General features: G+C 59.4%; 18 protein-coding genes. 12 read left to right on the top strand and 6 right to left on the bottom strand.

The features are described from left to right. Positions 1 to 5 precede the first annotated feature (5 nt). Both larC and radB read left to right on the top strand, forming a co-directional pair. Positions 6 to 1196 (top strand): nickel pincer cofactor biosynthesis protein LarC, encoded by a 1191-nt coding sequence (gene larC, locus MPAL_RS01325; protein ID WP_012616964.1) that lies wholly within the window; start codon positions 6 to 8, stop codon positions 1194 to 1196. Further along, positions 1186 to 1860 (top strand): DNA repair and recombination protein RadB, encoded by a 675-nt coding sequence (radB, locus tag MPAL_RS01320; protein WP_012616963.1) that lies wholly within the window; start codon positions 1186 to 1188, stop codon positions 1858 to 1860. The genes larC and radB overlap by 11 nt, the downstream gene beginning before the upstream one ends. Positions 1861 to 1894: 34 nt before the next feature. On the opposite strand, the gene dapF is transcribed toward radB, so the two are convergent. From dapF to MPAL_RS01305, 3 genes are read right to left on the bottom strand one after another with little or no spacing between them, the layout of a single operon-like run. Next, positions 1895 to 2728 carry a diaminopimelate epimerase gene (dapF, locus tag MPAL_RS01315; protein ID WP_012616962.1) on the bottom strand — a complete coding sequence of 278 codons (834 nt, stop codon included), beginning with the start codon at positions 2726 to 2728 and terminating at the stop codon, positions 1895 to 1897. 12 nt (positions 2729 to 2740) lie between these two features. After that, the gene (locus tag MPAL_RS01310) at positions 2741 to 3940 is read right to left on the bottom strand and encodes a RuBisCO large subunit C-terminal-like domain-containing protein (protein ID WP_012616961.1); all 1200 of its coding nucleotides are present in this window, start codon (positions 3938 to 3940) and stop codon (positions 2741 to 2743) included. A 43-nt stretch (positions 3941 to 3983) separates the two neighbouring features. Beyond that, on the bottom strand, positions 3984 to 4940 hold the full coding sequence (locus MPAL_RS01305; RefSeq protein WP_012616960.1) for a ribose 1,5-bisphosphate isomerase: 957 nt from the start codon (positions 4938 to 4940) through the stop codon (positions 3984 to 3986). Between the two features lie 75 nt (positions 4941 to 5015). On the opposite strand from MPAL_RS01305, the gene MPAL_RS01300 reads away from it, so the two are divergent. Genes MPAL_RS01300 through MPAL_RS01255 form a run of 10 tightly spaced genes read left to right on the top strand, consistent with a single transcriptional unit; the run spans position 5016 to position 13460 of the window. Next, positions 5016 to 5840 carry an HAD family hydrolase gene (locus MPAL_RS01300; RefSeq protein WP_012616959.1) on the top strand — a complete coding sequence of 275 codons (825 nt, stop codon included), beginning with the start codon at positions 5016 to 5018 and terminating at the stop codon, positions 5838 to 5840. A 46-nt stretch (positions 5841 to 5886) separates the two neighbouring features. Further along, positions 5887 to 7509, top strand: a complete 1623-nt coding sequence (gene atwA / locus MPAL_RS01295; protein ID WP_012616958.1) for a methyl coenzyme M reductase system, component A2 — start codon at positions 5887 to 5889, stop codon at positions 7507 to 7509. Positions 7510 to 7520: 11 nt separating this feature from the next. Continuing rightward, entirely contained in the window at positions 7521 to 9035 is a 1515-nt protein-coding gene (mmp3, locus tag MPAL_RS01290; protein WP_012616957.1) for a methyl-coenzyme M reductase-associated protein Mmp3, read from the top strand. Continuing rightward, positions 9032 to 9505 (top strand): methanogenesis marker 6 protein, encoded by a 474-nt coding sequence (locus MPAL_RS01285; protein WP_012616956.1) that lies wholly within the window; start codon positions 9032 to 9034, stop codon positions 9503 to 9505. Before mmp3 ends, MPAL_RS01285 begins: the two co-directional genes overlap by 4 nt. 1 nt (position 9506) lies before the next feature. After that, positions 9507 to 9956, top strand: coding sequence for a methanogenesis marker 5 protein (locus MPAL_RS01280; protein WP_012616955.1), 450 nt, complete (start codon positions 9507 to 9509; stop codon positions 9954 to 9956). Next, positions 9953 to 11194 (top strand): methanogenesis marker 15 protein, encoded by a 1242-nt coding sequence (locus MPAL_RS01275; RefSeq protein WP_012616954.1) that lies wholly within the window; start codon positions 9953 to 9955, stop codon positions 11192 to 11194. The genes MPAL_RS01280 and MPAL_RS01275 overlap by 4 nt, the downstream gene beginning before the upstream one ends. Position 11195: 1 nt before the next feature. Beyond that, positions 11196 to 11777, top strand: a complete 582-nt coding sequence (locus tag MPAL_RS01270; RefSeq protein ID WP_012616953.1) for a methanogenesis marker 17 protein — start codon at positions 11196 to 11198, stop codon at positions 11775 to 11777. Continuing rightward, entirely contained in the window at positions 11774 to 12712 is a 939-nt protein-coding gene (locus tag MPAL_RS01265; protein WP_012616952.1) for a methanogenesis marker 7 protein, read from the top strand. The genes MPAL_RS01270 and MPAL_RS01265 overlap by 4 nt, the downstream gene beginning before the upstream one ends. Before the next feature lie 4 nt (positions 12713 to 12716). Next, entirely contained in the window at positions 12717 to 13169 is a 453-nt protein-coding gene (locus MPAL_RS01260; protein ID WP_012616951.1) for a carboxymuconolactone decarboxylase family protein, read from the top strand. Between the two features lie 48 nt (positions 13170 to 13217). Continuing rightward, positions 13218 to 13460, top strand: coding sequence for a GAF domain-containing protein (locus MPAL_RS01255; protein ID WP_012616950.1), 243 nt, complete (start codon positions 13218 to 13220; stop codon positions 13458 to 13460). On the opposite strand, the gene MPAL_RS01250 is transcribed toward MPAL_RS01255, so the two are convergent. The 3 genes from MPAL_RS01250 to MPAL_RS01240 are packed head-to-tail and all read right to left on the bottom strand — an operon-like array spanning position 13435 to position 14481. After that, a complete protein-coding gene (locus MPAL_RS01250) occupies positions 13435 to 13644 on the bottom strand; it encodes a helix-turn-helix transcriptional regulator (protein ID WP_012616949.1) in 210 nt (69 codons plus the stop codon). The genes MPAL_RS01255 and MPAL_RS01250 overlap by 26 nt on opposite strands. Before the next feature lie 31 nt (positions 13645 to 13675). Continuing rightward, complete coding sequence (locus MPAL_RS01245; protein ID WP_012616948.1) at positions 13676 to 14098, bottom strand: hypothetical protein; 423 nt, start codon at positions 14096 to 14098, stop codon at positions 13676 to 13678. Then, complete coding sequence (locus MPAL_RS01240) at positions 14095 to 14481, bottom strand: hypothetical protein (RefSeq protein WP_012616947.1); 387 nt, start codon at positions 14479 to 14481, stop codon at positions 14095 to 14097. Before MPAL_RS01240 ends, MPAL_RS01245 begins: the two co-directional genes overlap by 4 nt. Between the last annotated feature and the right edge of the window lie 108 nt (positions 14482 to 14589).

Genomic DNA, 14589 nt, shown 5'->3' with positions numbered 1-14589 from the left:
CAGATATGCGCGTACTCTTCTTTGACCCGCTGCACGGCGCAGCAGGGGATATGGTGACCGGGGCACTGCTGGACTGCGGGGCGGATCAGTCCCTGGTCATACAGGCGATGCGGTCGGTGGTCGGGGAACCGACCATCTCAATCGTGGACAGGGCAGGGATCAGGGCCGTCCACGTGGTCACCCATGCCGGCCCGGCTCCTCGGACCCTGGAGCAGGTGCTCGCGATCGTCAGGGCAGCCGACGCACCAGAGGAGGCGATCCGGATGGCCGAAGGGGTGTACCACCGGATTCATACCGCAGAGTCTGCGATCCATGGAGACCATGCCCACTTCCATGAGGTCGGGGCAGATGACGCGATCGCCGATGTGCTCGGGGCCTGTACAGCCCTTCATTCCCTCCACCTTGAGGGGGTCGTGGTCCTCCCGGTGCTGCTCGGGACCGGGACGGTCGATGGGGCTCATGGGAGGTACCCCCTCCCGGCCCCGGCGACCCTGGCCCTGATCGAGGACGGCCGGCTCGAAGTCCTGTTCAGCGGAGAGGAGGGGGAGACCTGTACCCCAACCGGAGCCGCCCTGCTCGCTGCGTTTCAGACCATCTCCCGACAACAGGTGGCGTCGTTCCGAGTCGAACGGATCGGGTATGGGGCAGGGACCAGGAACCCAGAAAAGACCCCCAACGTGCTGCGGGTGATGCTCGTCGAGACTGGGGAGGTCACATCAGGGGATACGGTCGATCTGCTTGAGACGAACGTCGACGACGTGACTGGGGAGGTACTGGCCAACACCCTCTCGCACCTGATCGATGCCGGTGCACGCGACGCTTCAGCCGCCCCGCTGCTGATGAAGAAGGGGCGGGCCGGGTACCTGATCAGGGTGATCTGCAGTCCGGACAGGAGTGGTGCCTTAGCTCGCGTGATGGCAGAGGAACTCGGGACGCTCGGCGTCCGATGCTCGCCGCTGATCCACCGGTTCGTCGCAGAGCGGGCGATTGAACAGGTCACCACCCGGGTCCGGGGAGAAGAGCGGACTATCGAAGTGAAGATTGGCAGGATGGCAGGGAAAGTATATAGCGTGAAAGCAGAGTTTGATCAGGTAGCAGCCTGGGCGAACGACCTCGGGGTACCGGTGCGGATCGTCGCCAGGCAGGTCGAAGAGGCTGCCTGGCAGGCGGTCAGACGGAGCGATGATGGAGTATAAACTGAACAGTGGAAACAGCGACCTCGACCGGTTACTCGGTGGGGGATATGAGCCGCGGATCATCACCCAGTACTTCGGAGAGCCCGCCGGCGGAAAGAGTACGCTCTGTCAGATTGCAGCCGTTTCATGCCTTCGGTCCGGAAAAGCGGTTGTATATATCGATACTGAGGGGTTCTCGACCGAGCGGTTCAGGCAGATCGCCGGGGACGAGACCGATGCCCTCGCCGAGAACCTCTTCCTCTTCGAACCCCTCGACTTCGAGGAGCAGGGGCTGATGATCGGGAACACTGAGCAGGTGCTCAAGTCAAAGGAGAGTGGTCTCGTCGTTATGGACTCGGCGACGGCCCTGTACAGGACAGACCTGGAGCGGGGGCAGGATGCCCTGCGGGCCCTGACCCGGCAGATGGTTTGTCTGCTCGGTCTCTCCCGCAAGTACGACCTCCCGGTGATCATCACCAACCAGATCTATACGGACCCGGGGACAAATCGGGTCAGCGGCCTCGGTGGCAATGCACTCGAACATATCTCCAAGGTGATCGTACAGGTCGAGAAGACGGACAGCCAGCGGCGGGCACGACTCGTCAAGCACCGCTCGAAACCTGAGGGAGCTGTCCTCGACTTCGTCATCACCGAGGACGGGATCCGCACCGTCGACCTCCCCTGATATTTTTCAAAAAAAGTGATACCAAAAAAACAGTTCAGAGAGGGATCTCCCCAACAAAGACGGTCACCGCAGGCCCCTCCATCAGGGTCTCCTTGCCGAGGGTGATCCAGAGTGGCCCGCCAGCGGTCTCGACCGCGACATGGTCCCCAACGAGGCCAAGGCGGTGGGCGACGGCGGCCGAGGCGGTGGCACCGGTCCCACAGCAGAGGGTCTCATCCTCGACACCGCGTTCAAAGGTACGAACGCTGATCGCATCAGGACCCGTCACCTGGACAAAGTTCACATTCGCTCCCTTCAAGAAAGAGGGGTGGTGCCGGATCTGGGGGGCGAGCCCCGGGACATCCACTGCCGCGAGATCGTCGACGATCACGACCGCATGCGGGACACCGGTGTTGGTCGCATGGACGGTGAGCCCTGCGATCGTCTGCTGGTAGACGCCCTCTCCTGTGGCCGGGATCCCTGGACAGTCGAACGCCGGATCGGGCATATGAATTTGTGCCAGAAACGTACTGTCACCTATGGAGACATGAACCGGGAGCACTCCGGCCGGGGTCTCGACGTTGCAGGTCTCCGTGAAGTATCCCTGATCGAAAGCATACCGGGCAAAGCATCGGATCCCGTTGCCACACATCTCGGCCTCACTTCGGTCCGGTTGGAAGATACGCATCCGGAGATCGCCCTCGGTACCCGCAGAGAGAAAGAGAACGCCGTCAGCGCCGACCCCAAACCGACGATCGCAGTACAACTCCGCAAACTCGCCCTTCATCTGGTCAGGAATCCGGGTACCCTCAAGTTCGTCGATCAGCAGAAAGTCGTTGCCGTTGCCATGCAGTTTACAAAAAGGGATTGAGATCGTTGTGTATACCATACTGGTGTACTATTACGAAGTTCCCCACTTTTTAAGAGCCCGATCCAGTTCGTAGTGATCCTTCGCGTACTCGACCGTTGGGATCCCTTCCATGAACGCATCGACGGCCTGGCGCATCGCCCGTGCCCCGGCCGCAGTTCCATCTGGATGGCCGTGGATCCCGCCGCCGGCCTGAAGGATCAGATCTGTCCCGAGCACCCGGAGTTCAGTCTGGACCTTCCCCGGGTGAAGACCACCGCTTGAGACTGGAAACGTCGACTTCAACCCATAGCACTGGTCGGTGAGGGCCCTATTGTCTCCAAGCAGTTCCTCTGCGTCGTGGCTCATCTTCCCGGAGACCGAGCCTGTGTGGAGCTGGTCGCCGCCGAGCATCCGGACCAGTTTCGCAAAGGTTCGCATCGCGATCCCATGTTCCGGGTTCCGGGTCATCGCGGCGTGCATGGTCCGGTGAACATGGATCGGCACCTTGATCGAGGGATCTTCGGCAAGGGCCTGCACAGCGCTGAACCCGGCACTGATCACATCGACCATCAGCATATTGGCGCCGAGTTCAAGAGCGTGTTCAGCCCGTTCCAGGATCTTGTCGGCTCTGGTAGTGACGTTCACTGCATAGAGCACATTTCTGCCAGTCTCCGTCTTCGCCTGATCGAGCCGGGCCATCACCGCAGGGAGCCGCTCGAAGAGCGGACAGAACTGCTGATCAGTCAGGGTCTCGTCGTCCTTGATCAGGTCTACGCCCCCGATAGCAGCCTGGTAGGCTACCTCGGCCGTATCGGTCGGATTCAGTCCCACCTTGGGCTTGATTATCGTACCGACATGCGGCCGGTTCTGTGAACCAACCAGCCGGCGCACCCCATCGATCCCGAACTTTGGCCCTGAAAAGGTCACCAGTTCCCTGGGAAACTCGACATCAAGCAGCCTGACCGCCTCAACCCGGCCGAGCCCGAAGAGGTTCCCTGCCACCACGGAGAGGTACTGCGGAACATTGCCCGGCTCAAAGATCTCCGCAGGATAGGTAATCTTGGTCAGGTACCCCTGGCCCTTCGGTTCCACGCTCTCGACCGCCCCGTCCAGCCTGCGGACGTACTCTGTGGTGGTCGAGATATCGGTCCAGGTTCCGGTCGTCTCCTCCTCGCAGATCGCCTGGGCGGCCTGCTCTGGCGAGGTATCGGCTCGGGGGCGGAAGTAGTAGATTGCAGTAACATCAGACATATCCTCAGATCTCCTGTTGCGGCTTCTTTATCGGGAACGGGTATTATTCTTTCTGATCCGCCCCATGGGCCGGACGGTCGAACTGCTCGATTGACCATCCCAGATGATCCCTGATGATAATATAGGCCATCTCTGGCGGGATCGCTCCCTCCTCGGTGATGATCAGGTCCACGTAATCAGCAGGGGTCACATCGAAAGCCGGGTTCCGAACCCTGACATGGGGAAGGGTCGATGCAATCGAAGCAGTCAGTACCTCCTCCGCCGGCCGCTCCTCGATCTCGATCAGGTTCCCAAGGATCGTCAGTGGTGCGAACTTATAGGTCTCCGCAGCTACCACCAGGTTCACGCGCGCCTCGTGGGCTGCCAGGGCCATCTGAGCGGTCCCGATCTTGTTGACGACCGCTCCATTAACCGAGATGGCATCAGCCCCCACCAGCACCAGGTCCACCTCGTTGATGAACGAACGGACCGCAGAGTCAACAATGTAACTGGTCCGGATCCCGGCATCATTCAGGGTTCTGATCGTAACCAGTCCCTGATTTCTCGGTCGAACCTCGGTGGCATATACCTCGATCTCCTTTCCTTGTCGATGAGCTTCCAGGATACAGGCCAGGGCGGCCTCCGAGTTGCAGTGGGTCATCACCACATCCCCGTCCCGGATATGTCGGGCTCCGATCGATGCAATCCGTTGAACCGCCTGTTCTGAGGAGGTGATGAACTGGCTGGCCGATGCGATGATCCCTGACCGTGCCTCTTCGAGGGTACGGGCCGTCTGAACACCGGCCATCACCAGGTGCACCGCATTCGGAAGCGAGACCGCCGTCGGTCGGGTGGCGACGAGGAGATTCGCGGCCTGTTCCATCTCTCCAACAAAATCGTTCAGTTCAGTTGACTGAACTACGGTTGCGTGATCAGCGAGCGCCCCGGCAGCAGCACGGGCTATCCGGCCCGCACCCCGAATCTCCATCTGTCTGATCTGTTCTACAGTAGAAACCAGCATATAATATCCCAGCCAGTGAGATCAGTAAGCACCAGATAAATATCTGGTTTTCGATTGAGTGAAAATGGTGATGTGATGTCGATCGCCGTGGTATTTGACAGTGCTGGTACACTGCTTCGGACCTACAGGACTGCAAAGGATGTGATCACTGGGGAGGTGATCCCCCATGTGGAGACAACGAACCTGACCTTCTCCTCAGATGAGCGGGTGCTGATCGCCCTGAACATCCACTCCAGGGAGGTGATCGACGCGGACCAGTCGATGCTCGTCTCAGCGTATCTGGTCGAGCATCAGATTGGATTCGGGATCAGCTGTACCAGAAAGGTGCTGACTGCTGATGAGGTCGGGGAGGTCCTCTATTCCGACACCCATGCCAGGATCCAGGATCTGAGCGAATGTATCCGGGACGTCTGGAATTGTTGCAGAAAGGAGTCGGTGCTGACGATGAACAGCGGGGTGATCGTCAATATGGGGTTACCCGGGATCGAGTTCACCCTGACCGTCGGCGGCCGACCGTTCTCCGGGGCAAAGGAGACGATCACCACGCTCCATCAGATGGGGGTACCGACCTTCATCGCCTCAGGCGACCGGGTGACCAAGCTCGAACGGATGGCCGACTACCTCGGGATCCCCAGAGACCGGGTCTTTGGGGTCGCAACCCCTTCGATCAAGGCCGGGATCATCGAGGATCTGAAACAGGAATACGACACCGTCGTGATGGTCGGCGACGGGATCAACGACATCGCAGCGATGAAGAAGGCGGACTACGCAGTGCTGACCGGGCAACAGCCGGGCGAACGGCCGAAGCGGTTGTACGATGTCGCCAACCAGGTGATCGCCGAGGTCCGCGAGGTGGTGCCGATTGTGCAGCGGTTACAGATCTCCACCCAGGAGATATAAAAGGTAATATGATCTGACTGCTCAATTAGATACAAGGACGTAGCGCATGACCCCATTGATCACGATTCAGAACCTCTGCATGGATTTTGAAGGGAAACGTGTCTTGAACAACATCAGTTTCTCTCTCGCAGAGGCAGAGATAGTTGGGATTATCGGTCGGAGCGGCGCCGGCAAGACGGTGCTGATGCACCTGATCCGGGGTGTCGACGAACCGCCGACCAGTGGGTCGATCATCTACCACATCGCCCGCTGTGAAACCTGTGACTATGTCGACGTTCAGTCCAAAGCAGGTTCGGCCTGCCCCCACTGCGGGGGTGTGCTGCAACCGCAGGACGTCGACCTCTGGGCCCCAGATAATGAGGCCCTCAAACGACGGATCATGAACCGGACGGCGATCATGTTCCAGCGTTCCTTCGCCCTGTATGGCAATGACCGGGTGATCGAGAACGTGCTCCATGCCCTCGACGACATCAACTACCCTTCAGAGAAAGCGGTCAACCGTGCGGCCGACCTGCTCGACGAGGTCCGGCTCTCGCACAGGATGATGCACATCGCCCGGGATCTCTCCGGAGGTGAGAAGCAGCGGGTAGTGCTGGCCCGCCAGCTGGCCCGGGAACCATACCTGCTGCTGGCCGACGAGCCGACCGGGACACTGGACCCGGAGACCGCCGGAGTCGTCCATAAGATGCTGAAAGGTTCAGTCGAGTCTGGCGAGATGGGGATGATCGTCACCTCCCACTTCTCATCGGTAATCGAGGACGTTGCAGATCGGGCGATCCTCCTCGCTGACGGTGCAATAACCGCCATTGGAACGCCAAAAGAGGTGATTGAGACCTTCATGAAGGACTACTCTGACGTGGAGCAGTTCGAGCAGGTGAAACTGGGGGAGAAGATCCTGATGGCCCGTGATATCGAGAAACGGTATATCTCTGTGGACCGCGGGGTGGTCAGGGCCGTCAACGGGGTCACGTTCGATGTTTCACGCGGGGAGATCTTCGGAATCATAGGAAAGAGCGGGGCCGGCAAGACCACCCTCTCACGGATCATCGCCGGGGTAGTCGAGCCGACCGCCGGGGAGATGGCAATGAAGGTCGGGGATGAGTGGATCGATATGACCAAACCAGGGATCGAGTTCCGCGGCAGGGCGAAGAGTTACATCGGACTCCTCCACCAGGAGTACGACCTCTACCCACACCGAACTGTCATCGACAACCTGACCGATGCGATCGGGCTGGAGTTCCCAAAAGAACTGGCAGTGCGCAAGGCAGTCGTAACCCTGAAGATGGCCGGGTTCACCGAGGAGAAGAGCAGGGAGATCCTGGACCGACTGCCCGGTCACCTCAGCGAGGGAGAACGGCACCGTGTCGCCATGGCACAGGTGCTGATCCGGGAACCCTCGCTCGTGATCCTGGACGAACCGACCGGGACGATCGACCCGATCACAAAGATCGACGTCAAGCACTCGATCTTACACGCCCGTGAAGGGATCGATGAGACCTTTGTGATCGTCTCGCATGACATGGAGTTTGTCCGGGACATCTGCGACAGGGTAGCCCTGATGCGAGGCGGCAAGATCATCGAGATCGGGGAGACCAGTGCGGTGCTGGCGCACCTGACCGAGGACGAACGCCAGGTGATGGATCAGCCAGGCAGCCAACCAGGCCAGTGAAAGGGGAAGGTATGGAATCGATCCTTCTGGATGGAGTCAGCACTGAGATCACCGGGACGATGACGCTCGGCGATCTGCTGCCTGACATGGACCAATCCACCGTTATCGGTGTGATACGCCCGGGCACGTTCGCACAGGAGACCACCAGGAACCTGCAGATCAAGACGACCAGTGGCGAGATCGTCGTCGAGATGCTGGCGGACCCAACCTGGATCCTGAAGATCACGGGTCCGCCCCTTCACTATGCCGACCGGAACAGTGCGGCCTTTGGGCCGTTCGTCTCTGATCTGGCACCCGAGAGGCGACCACATCTGTATGAACGGGGCGATCTGATCCTCGGCTGTGTGGGCTACAATCCAACAGAATCCCACCTGGTCTTCTCCAGGACCCGGCACACCGCAGACCATGGGGCGGCGGTGGGCGGCGGCGTGATCGGCAGGGTCGTCAGCGGCAGAGGGGTACTGGACCGGTGGACCTCTGGAGACCATATCGAGGCGATCAGTCCGATCCTCTCCTGGGCCGATACAAGCCGGTCGTTCACGACCCATGACTCCACCCTCCTTCTTGAGGACGGGATGGCGATCATCACCCACATCGAGGTGACTGCCGAGGGGTATGACCCTGACGGAATCAGCACCCGGACCGCGACCTCGGTGGAGCACCTGCTGCTGGCTCTGGACAGCGGGCACCTGACTGCAGACCGGGTGGCCTCCACCCACCTCCGAGACGAGCGAATGGCCGGCTCACAGGTTCCGTCCGAGCATACAAAAGGAAGGCGGGAAGGAACAGTCACGGTCAGGACCCGGGGGAGTGGATCCGGGTGTATCTACATCTACAAGGAGGATGTGCCCGGGATCGCAAGCCATACGGTCGTTGGACAGGTCACTCACGGCCTTGAACTGATCAAACTTGCAAAGGCCAGGGAACGGATTGCGATCCAAGTGACCCCCTCGCGGTTCGACATGCTTGGCAGGTCGCTCGACGAGGCGATCAGCAGTGGTGAGGCACGCGGACTGAAGGTGACCGCAGACAGTGAAGAACCCGACCGGGTGGTGATCGACCAGACTCCCCCGACCACCCTTGAGGTGCTGGCGGCCGGGGAGGTAGCGTTTCAGACGGTCCCGCTCTCACAGGTGATCGACCTGATCCTCGACGACCAGAACGCTCCGGATTCTACTGCCATCTTCCGGCGGCTGACCGGGCTCTTCTGGCATGATATTGGCACCCTTCCGCTCTTCTTCACGTTTGAGGATGTCTTCCTCTTCAAGCCGAAGATCCCAACCGGGGTGCTGATCACCCCGGAGAACATCCCGGTGGAGAGGGCGCCAGCTGCAGCCCTCGGATTGACCAATGATGCCCGGAAAGGGGCCGGGATGGTTGGTATCCGACTGAGTGAAAATTCAGAGTTCGGGCCGACCTCCGAGCCGTTCGATGGGACCAATCTGATCGGCACGGTCATCAACACCGATAAACTCAAAACCCTCAAAGAGGGACAGATCGTCTATATACGGGAGGCGAAGCGATGACCGAATATGTTCCAGATTATCCTGGATCCGTCACCAAGTACGTCTTTGTCGAGTCTTCCGACACCACCCCTGCAGATCTGGCTCAGCGAGCTTATGAGATCTCAAAAGGGGTGATGATCAAGGAGACTTGCTTTGGACTGCAGATCACCGGGGATGAGACTGAGGTCGAGCATGTGATCGCAGATCTCCGGACCGTCGACCCGACCCATATCTTCGTCAAGGACCGGGGGTTCCCACCAGGCGATCACCGTCGGTGCAGGGCGAACCTCGGCGGGGCACGCCCGGGGTATTACGGCCATGAGAACGAGATGAAGCTGATCCGGTTCATCGCCAAGGGGATAACTACCCTGGACGACCGGGAGCCGGCCTCCACCGATCAACAGAAGAGGCACAGTGAACAGAAGACCGGTTCTAATGACGAACCGCTTGACATCGATACATTCCGAAAGATCATCAACCAGGAGTCCTAGAATGGCCAAGGTATTCATCTACCCCGCAACAAGCCTGATCCTTTCAGATCTGGTCGCACGGTGGGGGCACAAGCCGCTCGGCGCAGCCCTCGCCATCAGGGAACGCATCCAGACCGCTGGGGTGGAATCCCCGCCGCTGCAGATCACCCCGGAGGAACCAAAGAAAGGGCTCCGGTACGCGGCCGTCGAGATCCCCTCCGGGGTCCGGGGGCGGATGTCGCTGTACGGTCCGATGATCGATGAGGCCGAAGCAGGGATCATCGTCAATGAAGCGGATTTTTCGTTCGGGTGCATGGGCTGTGCCAGGACCGATGAACTGATCAAGTTCCTCCTCCACAAGCGAGGAATGCCGCTGCTCGAACTGAAATACCCCAAGAATGAGGATGAAGGGATCCTATTTGTCAAAGCGATCAGGGAGTTCCTCAAGTCATTACCTGGAGGGTCGGCATGAGCCAGCCAGTCAGGATCGCCCAACTCTCATGCGGGGCCGAGTATTCAGGTGTGCAGAAGGAGATCGAGGAGGCTGCCCATGCCGTGGACGCCGAGATCTTCTTCCCGGACATCAAACTCGCCGATATCAAGAAGTCATTCACCGAGTTCGGCCTTGAGGTGCAGAGTGCCGACTTAAAACTCGCCATAGCCAGGGCCAGGGCGCTGGTCGATGGGCAGGTCGAGGCAGACGCGGTCTTCATTGCAACCTGCTTCCGCTGTGCTGAGGCTGCCATCGTCAGGAACGAACTCAGGCGGTACATCCATGAGAACTCGCACCTGCCGGTGGTCAGTTACTCGTTCACCGAGCGAACCACATCGGGGACGCTGTTGACCAGGATGGAGGCGCTGACCACCATCGCGAGGAGGCGGGCCCTGCTGGCGAGAGAGAGGCAGGAAGGGATCACCCTCGGCCTGGACAGCGGATCGGCCACGACCAAGGCCGTGATCATGAAGGACAACAAAATCATCGGCACCGGCTGGAGGCCGACGACCGAGGTGCAGAAGAGTGCCGATGACGTCGTCGCCCTGGCCCTCGAAGAGGCCGGGATCAAGATGGACGAGATCCAGGCGATCGGGTGCACCGGCTACGGGCGGTTCCTGATCGGGAATTCGTTCAAGGCCGACCTGGTCCAGGAGGAGTTGACCGTCAACTCCAAGGGAGCTGTCTACCTGGCTGATCGGCAGCACGGGTTTGCGACGGTGATCGATATCGGCGGGATGGACAACAAGGCGATCACGGTCCAGGACGGGATCCCCGGGGTCTTCACAATGGGCGGGATCTGTGCCGGCGCAAGCGGCCGGTTCCTGGAGATGACAGCGAAACGACTCGGTGTAGAGATCACCGAACTCGGGCCACTGGCGATGAAAGGATTCGGCGAGAAGGTACCGATGAACAGTTACTGTATCGTCTTTGGGACGCAGAGTCTGGTGAACGCCCTGGCCACCGGCTCACGGCCAGAGGACGTGGCCGCCGCTGCCTGCCATTCGGTCGCCGAGCAGGTCTTTGAGCAGCAATTGCAGGAAGTGGATATCAGAGAACCGGTGATCATGGTCGGAGGGACCTCCCTGATTGAGGGGCTGGTCCATGCGATGGGCGAACTGCTCCAGACCGAGGTGCTGGTCCCGAAGTACTCGCAGTACATCGGAGCGGTCGGATCTGCACTCCTCGCCTCAGGGTTCATCGAAAAGGGAGCATAACATGGCAGGTCTTGAGTACTTCGAGGTGGAGTCGACCGAACCTGATGGAGGGGCCGTCTACAAGGAGATCGCTGCGGACGTGCTCCTCGACCACAACCTGGTCAGGGTGATCGAGAAGCTGCGCATCTACATCGACCCGGAGATCCCGATCTTTATTGCGGTCGGGGTGCTCAGGAAGCTGCCGACCGAGGTGCGCCTCCGCGACTTCTCCTCGGTTGCGGTTGAGGGACAGACCGCAACGATCGCGATCGGAGACGAGACCTACCTGGCTCCGCTGCTCGACATCCTCTGGGAGAAGTACGGCAAGTCGGCCGTCGACCAGCCGGACCGGTTCAACATCACCATCACGGCCGATCAGCCGATCGATCCGAATCTGCAGGATATGATCGTCAAGGACCCGAGTGAGACGCTCTTTAAGGATCTGATCTACGCGATGACCAACATCGCGCCCGAAGGGTTCAAGGTGCGCAGAGAACGGTACGGCGGCGACCGGTTCTCGTACGTGGCGAGCGAGAACACGCTCCTTGTCCCAGCCGACGACCTGCTCAATGAACAGTGGGCCACGATGGGGGAGCACCCATGATCCTGGTCCCCGTCACCTACAGGGGTGGCCTCTACCGGCATGACGAGATCGTCGACCTGATCGAGGACCTTGGCGGGTACGTGATCCAGAAGCACCTGATCGCGACCGAGGTGGTACTGCTGGCACTTGTCCCGAAGGACGACATCGAACTGATCCGAAAGATCGGAAAACCGCTGATGGGGGAGCTGACCGAGTCCCCGCTGGTCGGTACCGAGATCGCCATCGTGACCCCATCTCTCGAGATTCATCACCTTCCCCATCCAGCCTGTGACATCGCCGAGTATGTACGGAGACTTGGGGCCAAGTCCAACATGGTCGGCCTCGCCAGGGGCTTTGGCAAACGGATTGCGATGCTGAACGACGAGGAGCGGGACGTGATCAATGAGCACGACATCGCGGTCTACCTGCTCGGCAACTTCGAAACCTGTATCAAGAAGAAAATGCCGGTGCTCATACGTGGCATAACAGTCCCAATCATCCTGACCGGAAGACCGAGCAAGGAGACCCTGAAGCGGATCACCGATCCACCGGTGGCCGGATATGTCGGAGAGATCGGGCGGTTCATGCACCGGACGCGGGAGGCCGATGAACTGGGTAAGCTCGACACGGTCATCGCCGAGATCATCCATGTGCTCGACAAACGGCGGGCTGATATTGCAAAGGATCCGCTCTCGATCTCACCGGCACGACTGATGGCTGTCATCAATGAGAAGGTGCCCGAGATCAGGGAGGTGACCTCGCCAACACCGATCACCGTGCAGATCGCGGCACTCCGGGTTAAACTCCCGTATGATATGTTTGCAGGCCGGCTCCGGGAACTGGAACTGGAGGACGGGATCACGCTCGGCTCGATCGCCACGATCGAGCCCTCCCGGATGCGGGACTATATGATGGTCAGAATCCTGCCGTTCTCTGAGACCAACTGTATGGTGTGAAACAATGGCGAAAGATACGTTTGAGGAACTGTTGCAGGGGATCGCTAACAACGGCGTCGATCAGACCTGTGTGAACTGGATGAAGGATATCGAGCAGGAATATGGGAAGGTCCCGCTGATCTTCCGGCGGATGGCAGAACGGCCGGAGGTGCTCATCTCGCACCTGCTCTATAAGGGGACAGTAGCAGAAACAAGCACGCTGGATCCGAAGTACGTCGAACTGATCTGTCTCGCTGTAGGAGCGGCCCTGAAATGCACCCACTGCACTGGATACCATATGCAGGCCGCCCTGAAGATGGGGGCGAGCCGTGAGGAGATCCTCGAGGTGATCCTGCTCGCCGGGCTGATCTCCAACTCGTCGGTGCTGGCCAACGCCTACCGGGTGATCGATGACAAGCTCGAGCGGTGCATCCCCTGTGATAACAAGGGTGTCACCTGTCCAAGGTCAAGCGAGTGAGCCGGCCTTGGAGAGACCGATGAGGTCCTCATCGAATGATCCAACCAGATGATCCCGGCCCTGCTCCAGGAACTGATGACTTTTGCCATCGAGAAGGCCGTGAAGATTACAGCCAGTTCCATCGGTTATCTCGCCAATGTCAACGATGATGAGACCCTCTTGACGATGTTCGCCAGGTCAACCGAGGCGATGAAGAGATCTGACATCACCGAACGGAGGCGGGTGGACCGGCCTGTACCTGAGACCCCAGGACTTATAGAGTGCATCAGGTCTTCGGCTCGTCCTCTTTAAAGATGAAGAGGTCGTCGATCGTGGCGTGGAAAACCACGGCGACATCATGGGCGAGTTTGAGCGATGGGTTGTACTTCCCCTGTTCGAGGAAGACGATCGTCTCCCGCCGCACCCCAACACTTCTGGCCAGGTCTTCCTGGGTCAGGCCTGCCCGGGCCCGGTACTCTTTTATTCTGGTCTGCATAGCCTTGCACACCAGTAACTGATAGTTTTTGTCACAGGTCTCCTCTCCAAAACAGGTACATCTGGTACAGGCGGGCCGAGAAGACCAGCACCACGATCGACAGGGCCAGAGAGACCGGTGTTCCGAGTCTGAGTATGCTCATGGAGTCCAGCCAGAAGAGACCGAGCATGAAGAGAAGGCCGGTAAGCCAGGCATATGAGAGGCCAAGGGCACCAATCTGTTTCGACCGTTCATCGGCCCATAATCCAAAGAGCGTGGACTCGGGGTTCTCCCCAAACATTCCCGGTCGGGCGAATCCAACCGCCAGGAAGCAGAGCCCCACCAGCAGCAGGAAGCCCCCGATAACGGAGTTTCCCCATCGCATGGTAAGGGCCAGGATCCCGCAGAGCAGGAAGAGCCCGCCGGCGATGATTGAGAAGGGGTTTCTACGCTTCATCACCGGCACGCCGATCATTCGACATCCCCTCTCCAGAACAGGTACACCTGGTACAGGCGGCCTGATAAGGCGAGGACGACGATTGAGAGGGCGAGAGCGCCCTGGGTGCCCAGCCTGAGCAGGTTCAGGTAGTCCAGCCAGAAGAGGGCGAACATAAAGAAGAGGCCGGTAAGCCAGGCATACGAAAGGCCGTAGGCGCCGGTCTTTCTGGACCGTTCGTCAGATTCAAGATCATCACCATACTGCCGGTGCCGGACGATCCCGACCGCCAGGAAGGCACACCCTGCGAAGAACAGGGTGGTACCGACGGCCGTTTCACCCGTATTCAGCACCAGTGCAGCGATGCCGCTGATGATCATCAGTACCCCGACGACCAGCCGGTTGAGGTTTCTCTGTTTCATGGTAAACTCCTTGATGTTATTTATTTCTAACATTTATCGGTTTTAATGTTATTTATTTCTAACATACTCTGACCTGGCATCCCTGCAGAAAAACCCACAGATTAATAT

Source organism: Methanosphaerula palustris E1-9c (assembly GCF_000021965.1).
Taxonomy (GTDB): domain Archaea; phylum Halobacteriota; class Methanomicrobia; order Methanomicrobiales; family Methanospirillaceae; genus Methanosphaerula; species Methanosphaerula palustris.
Note: the sequence above shows the minus strand (reverse complement) of the source record. Positions and strands in the feature narration are given on the sequence as shown.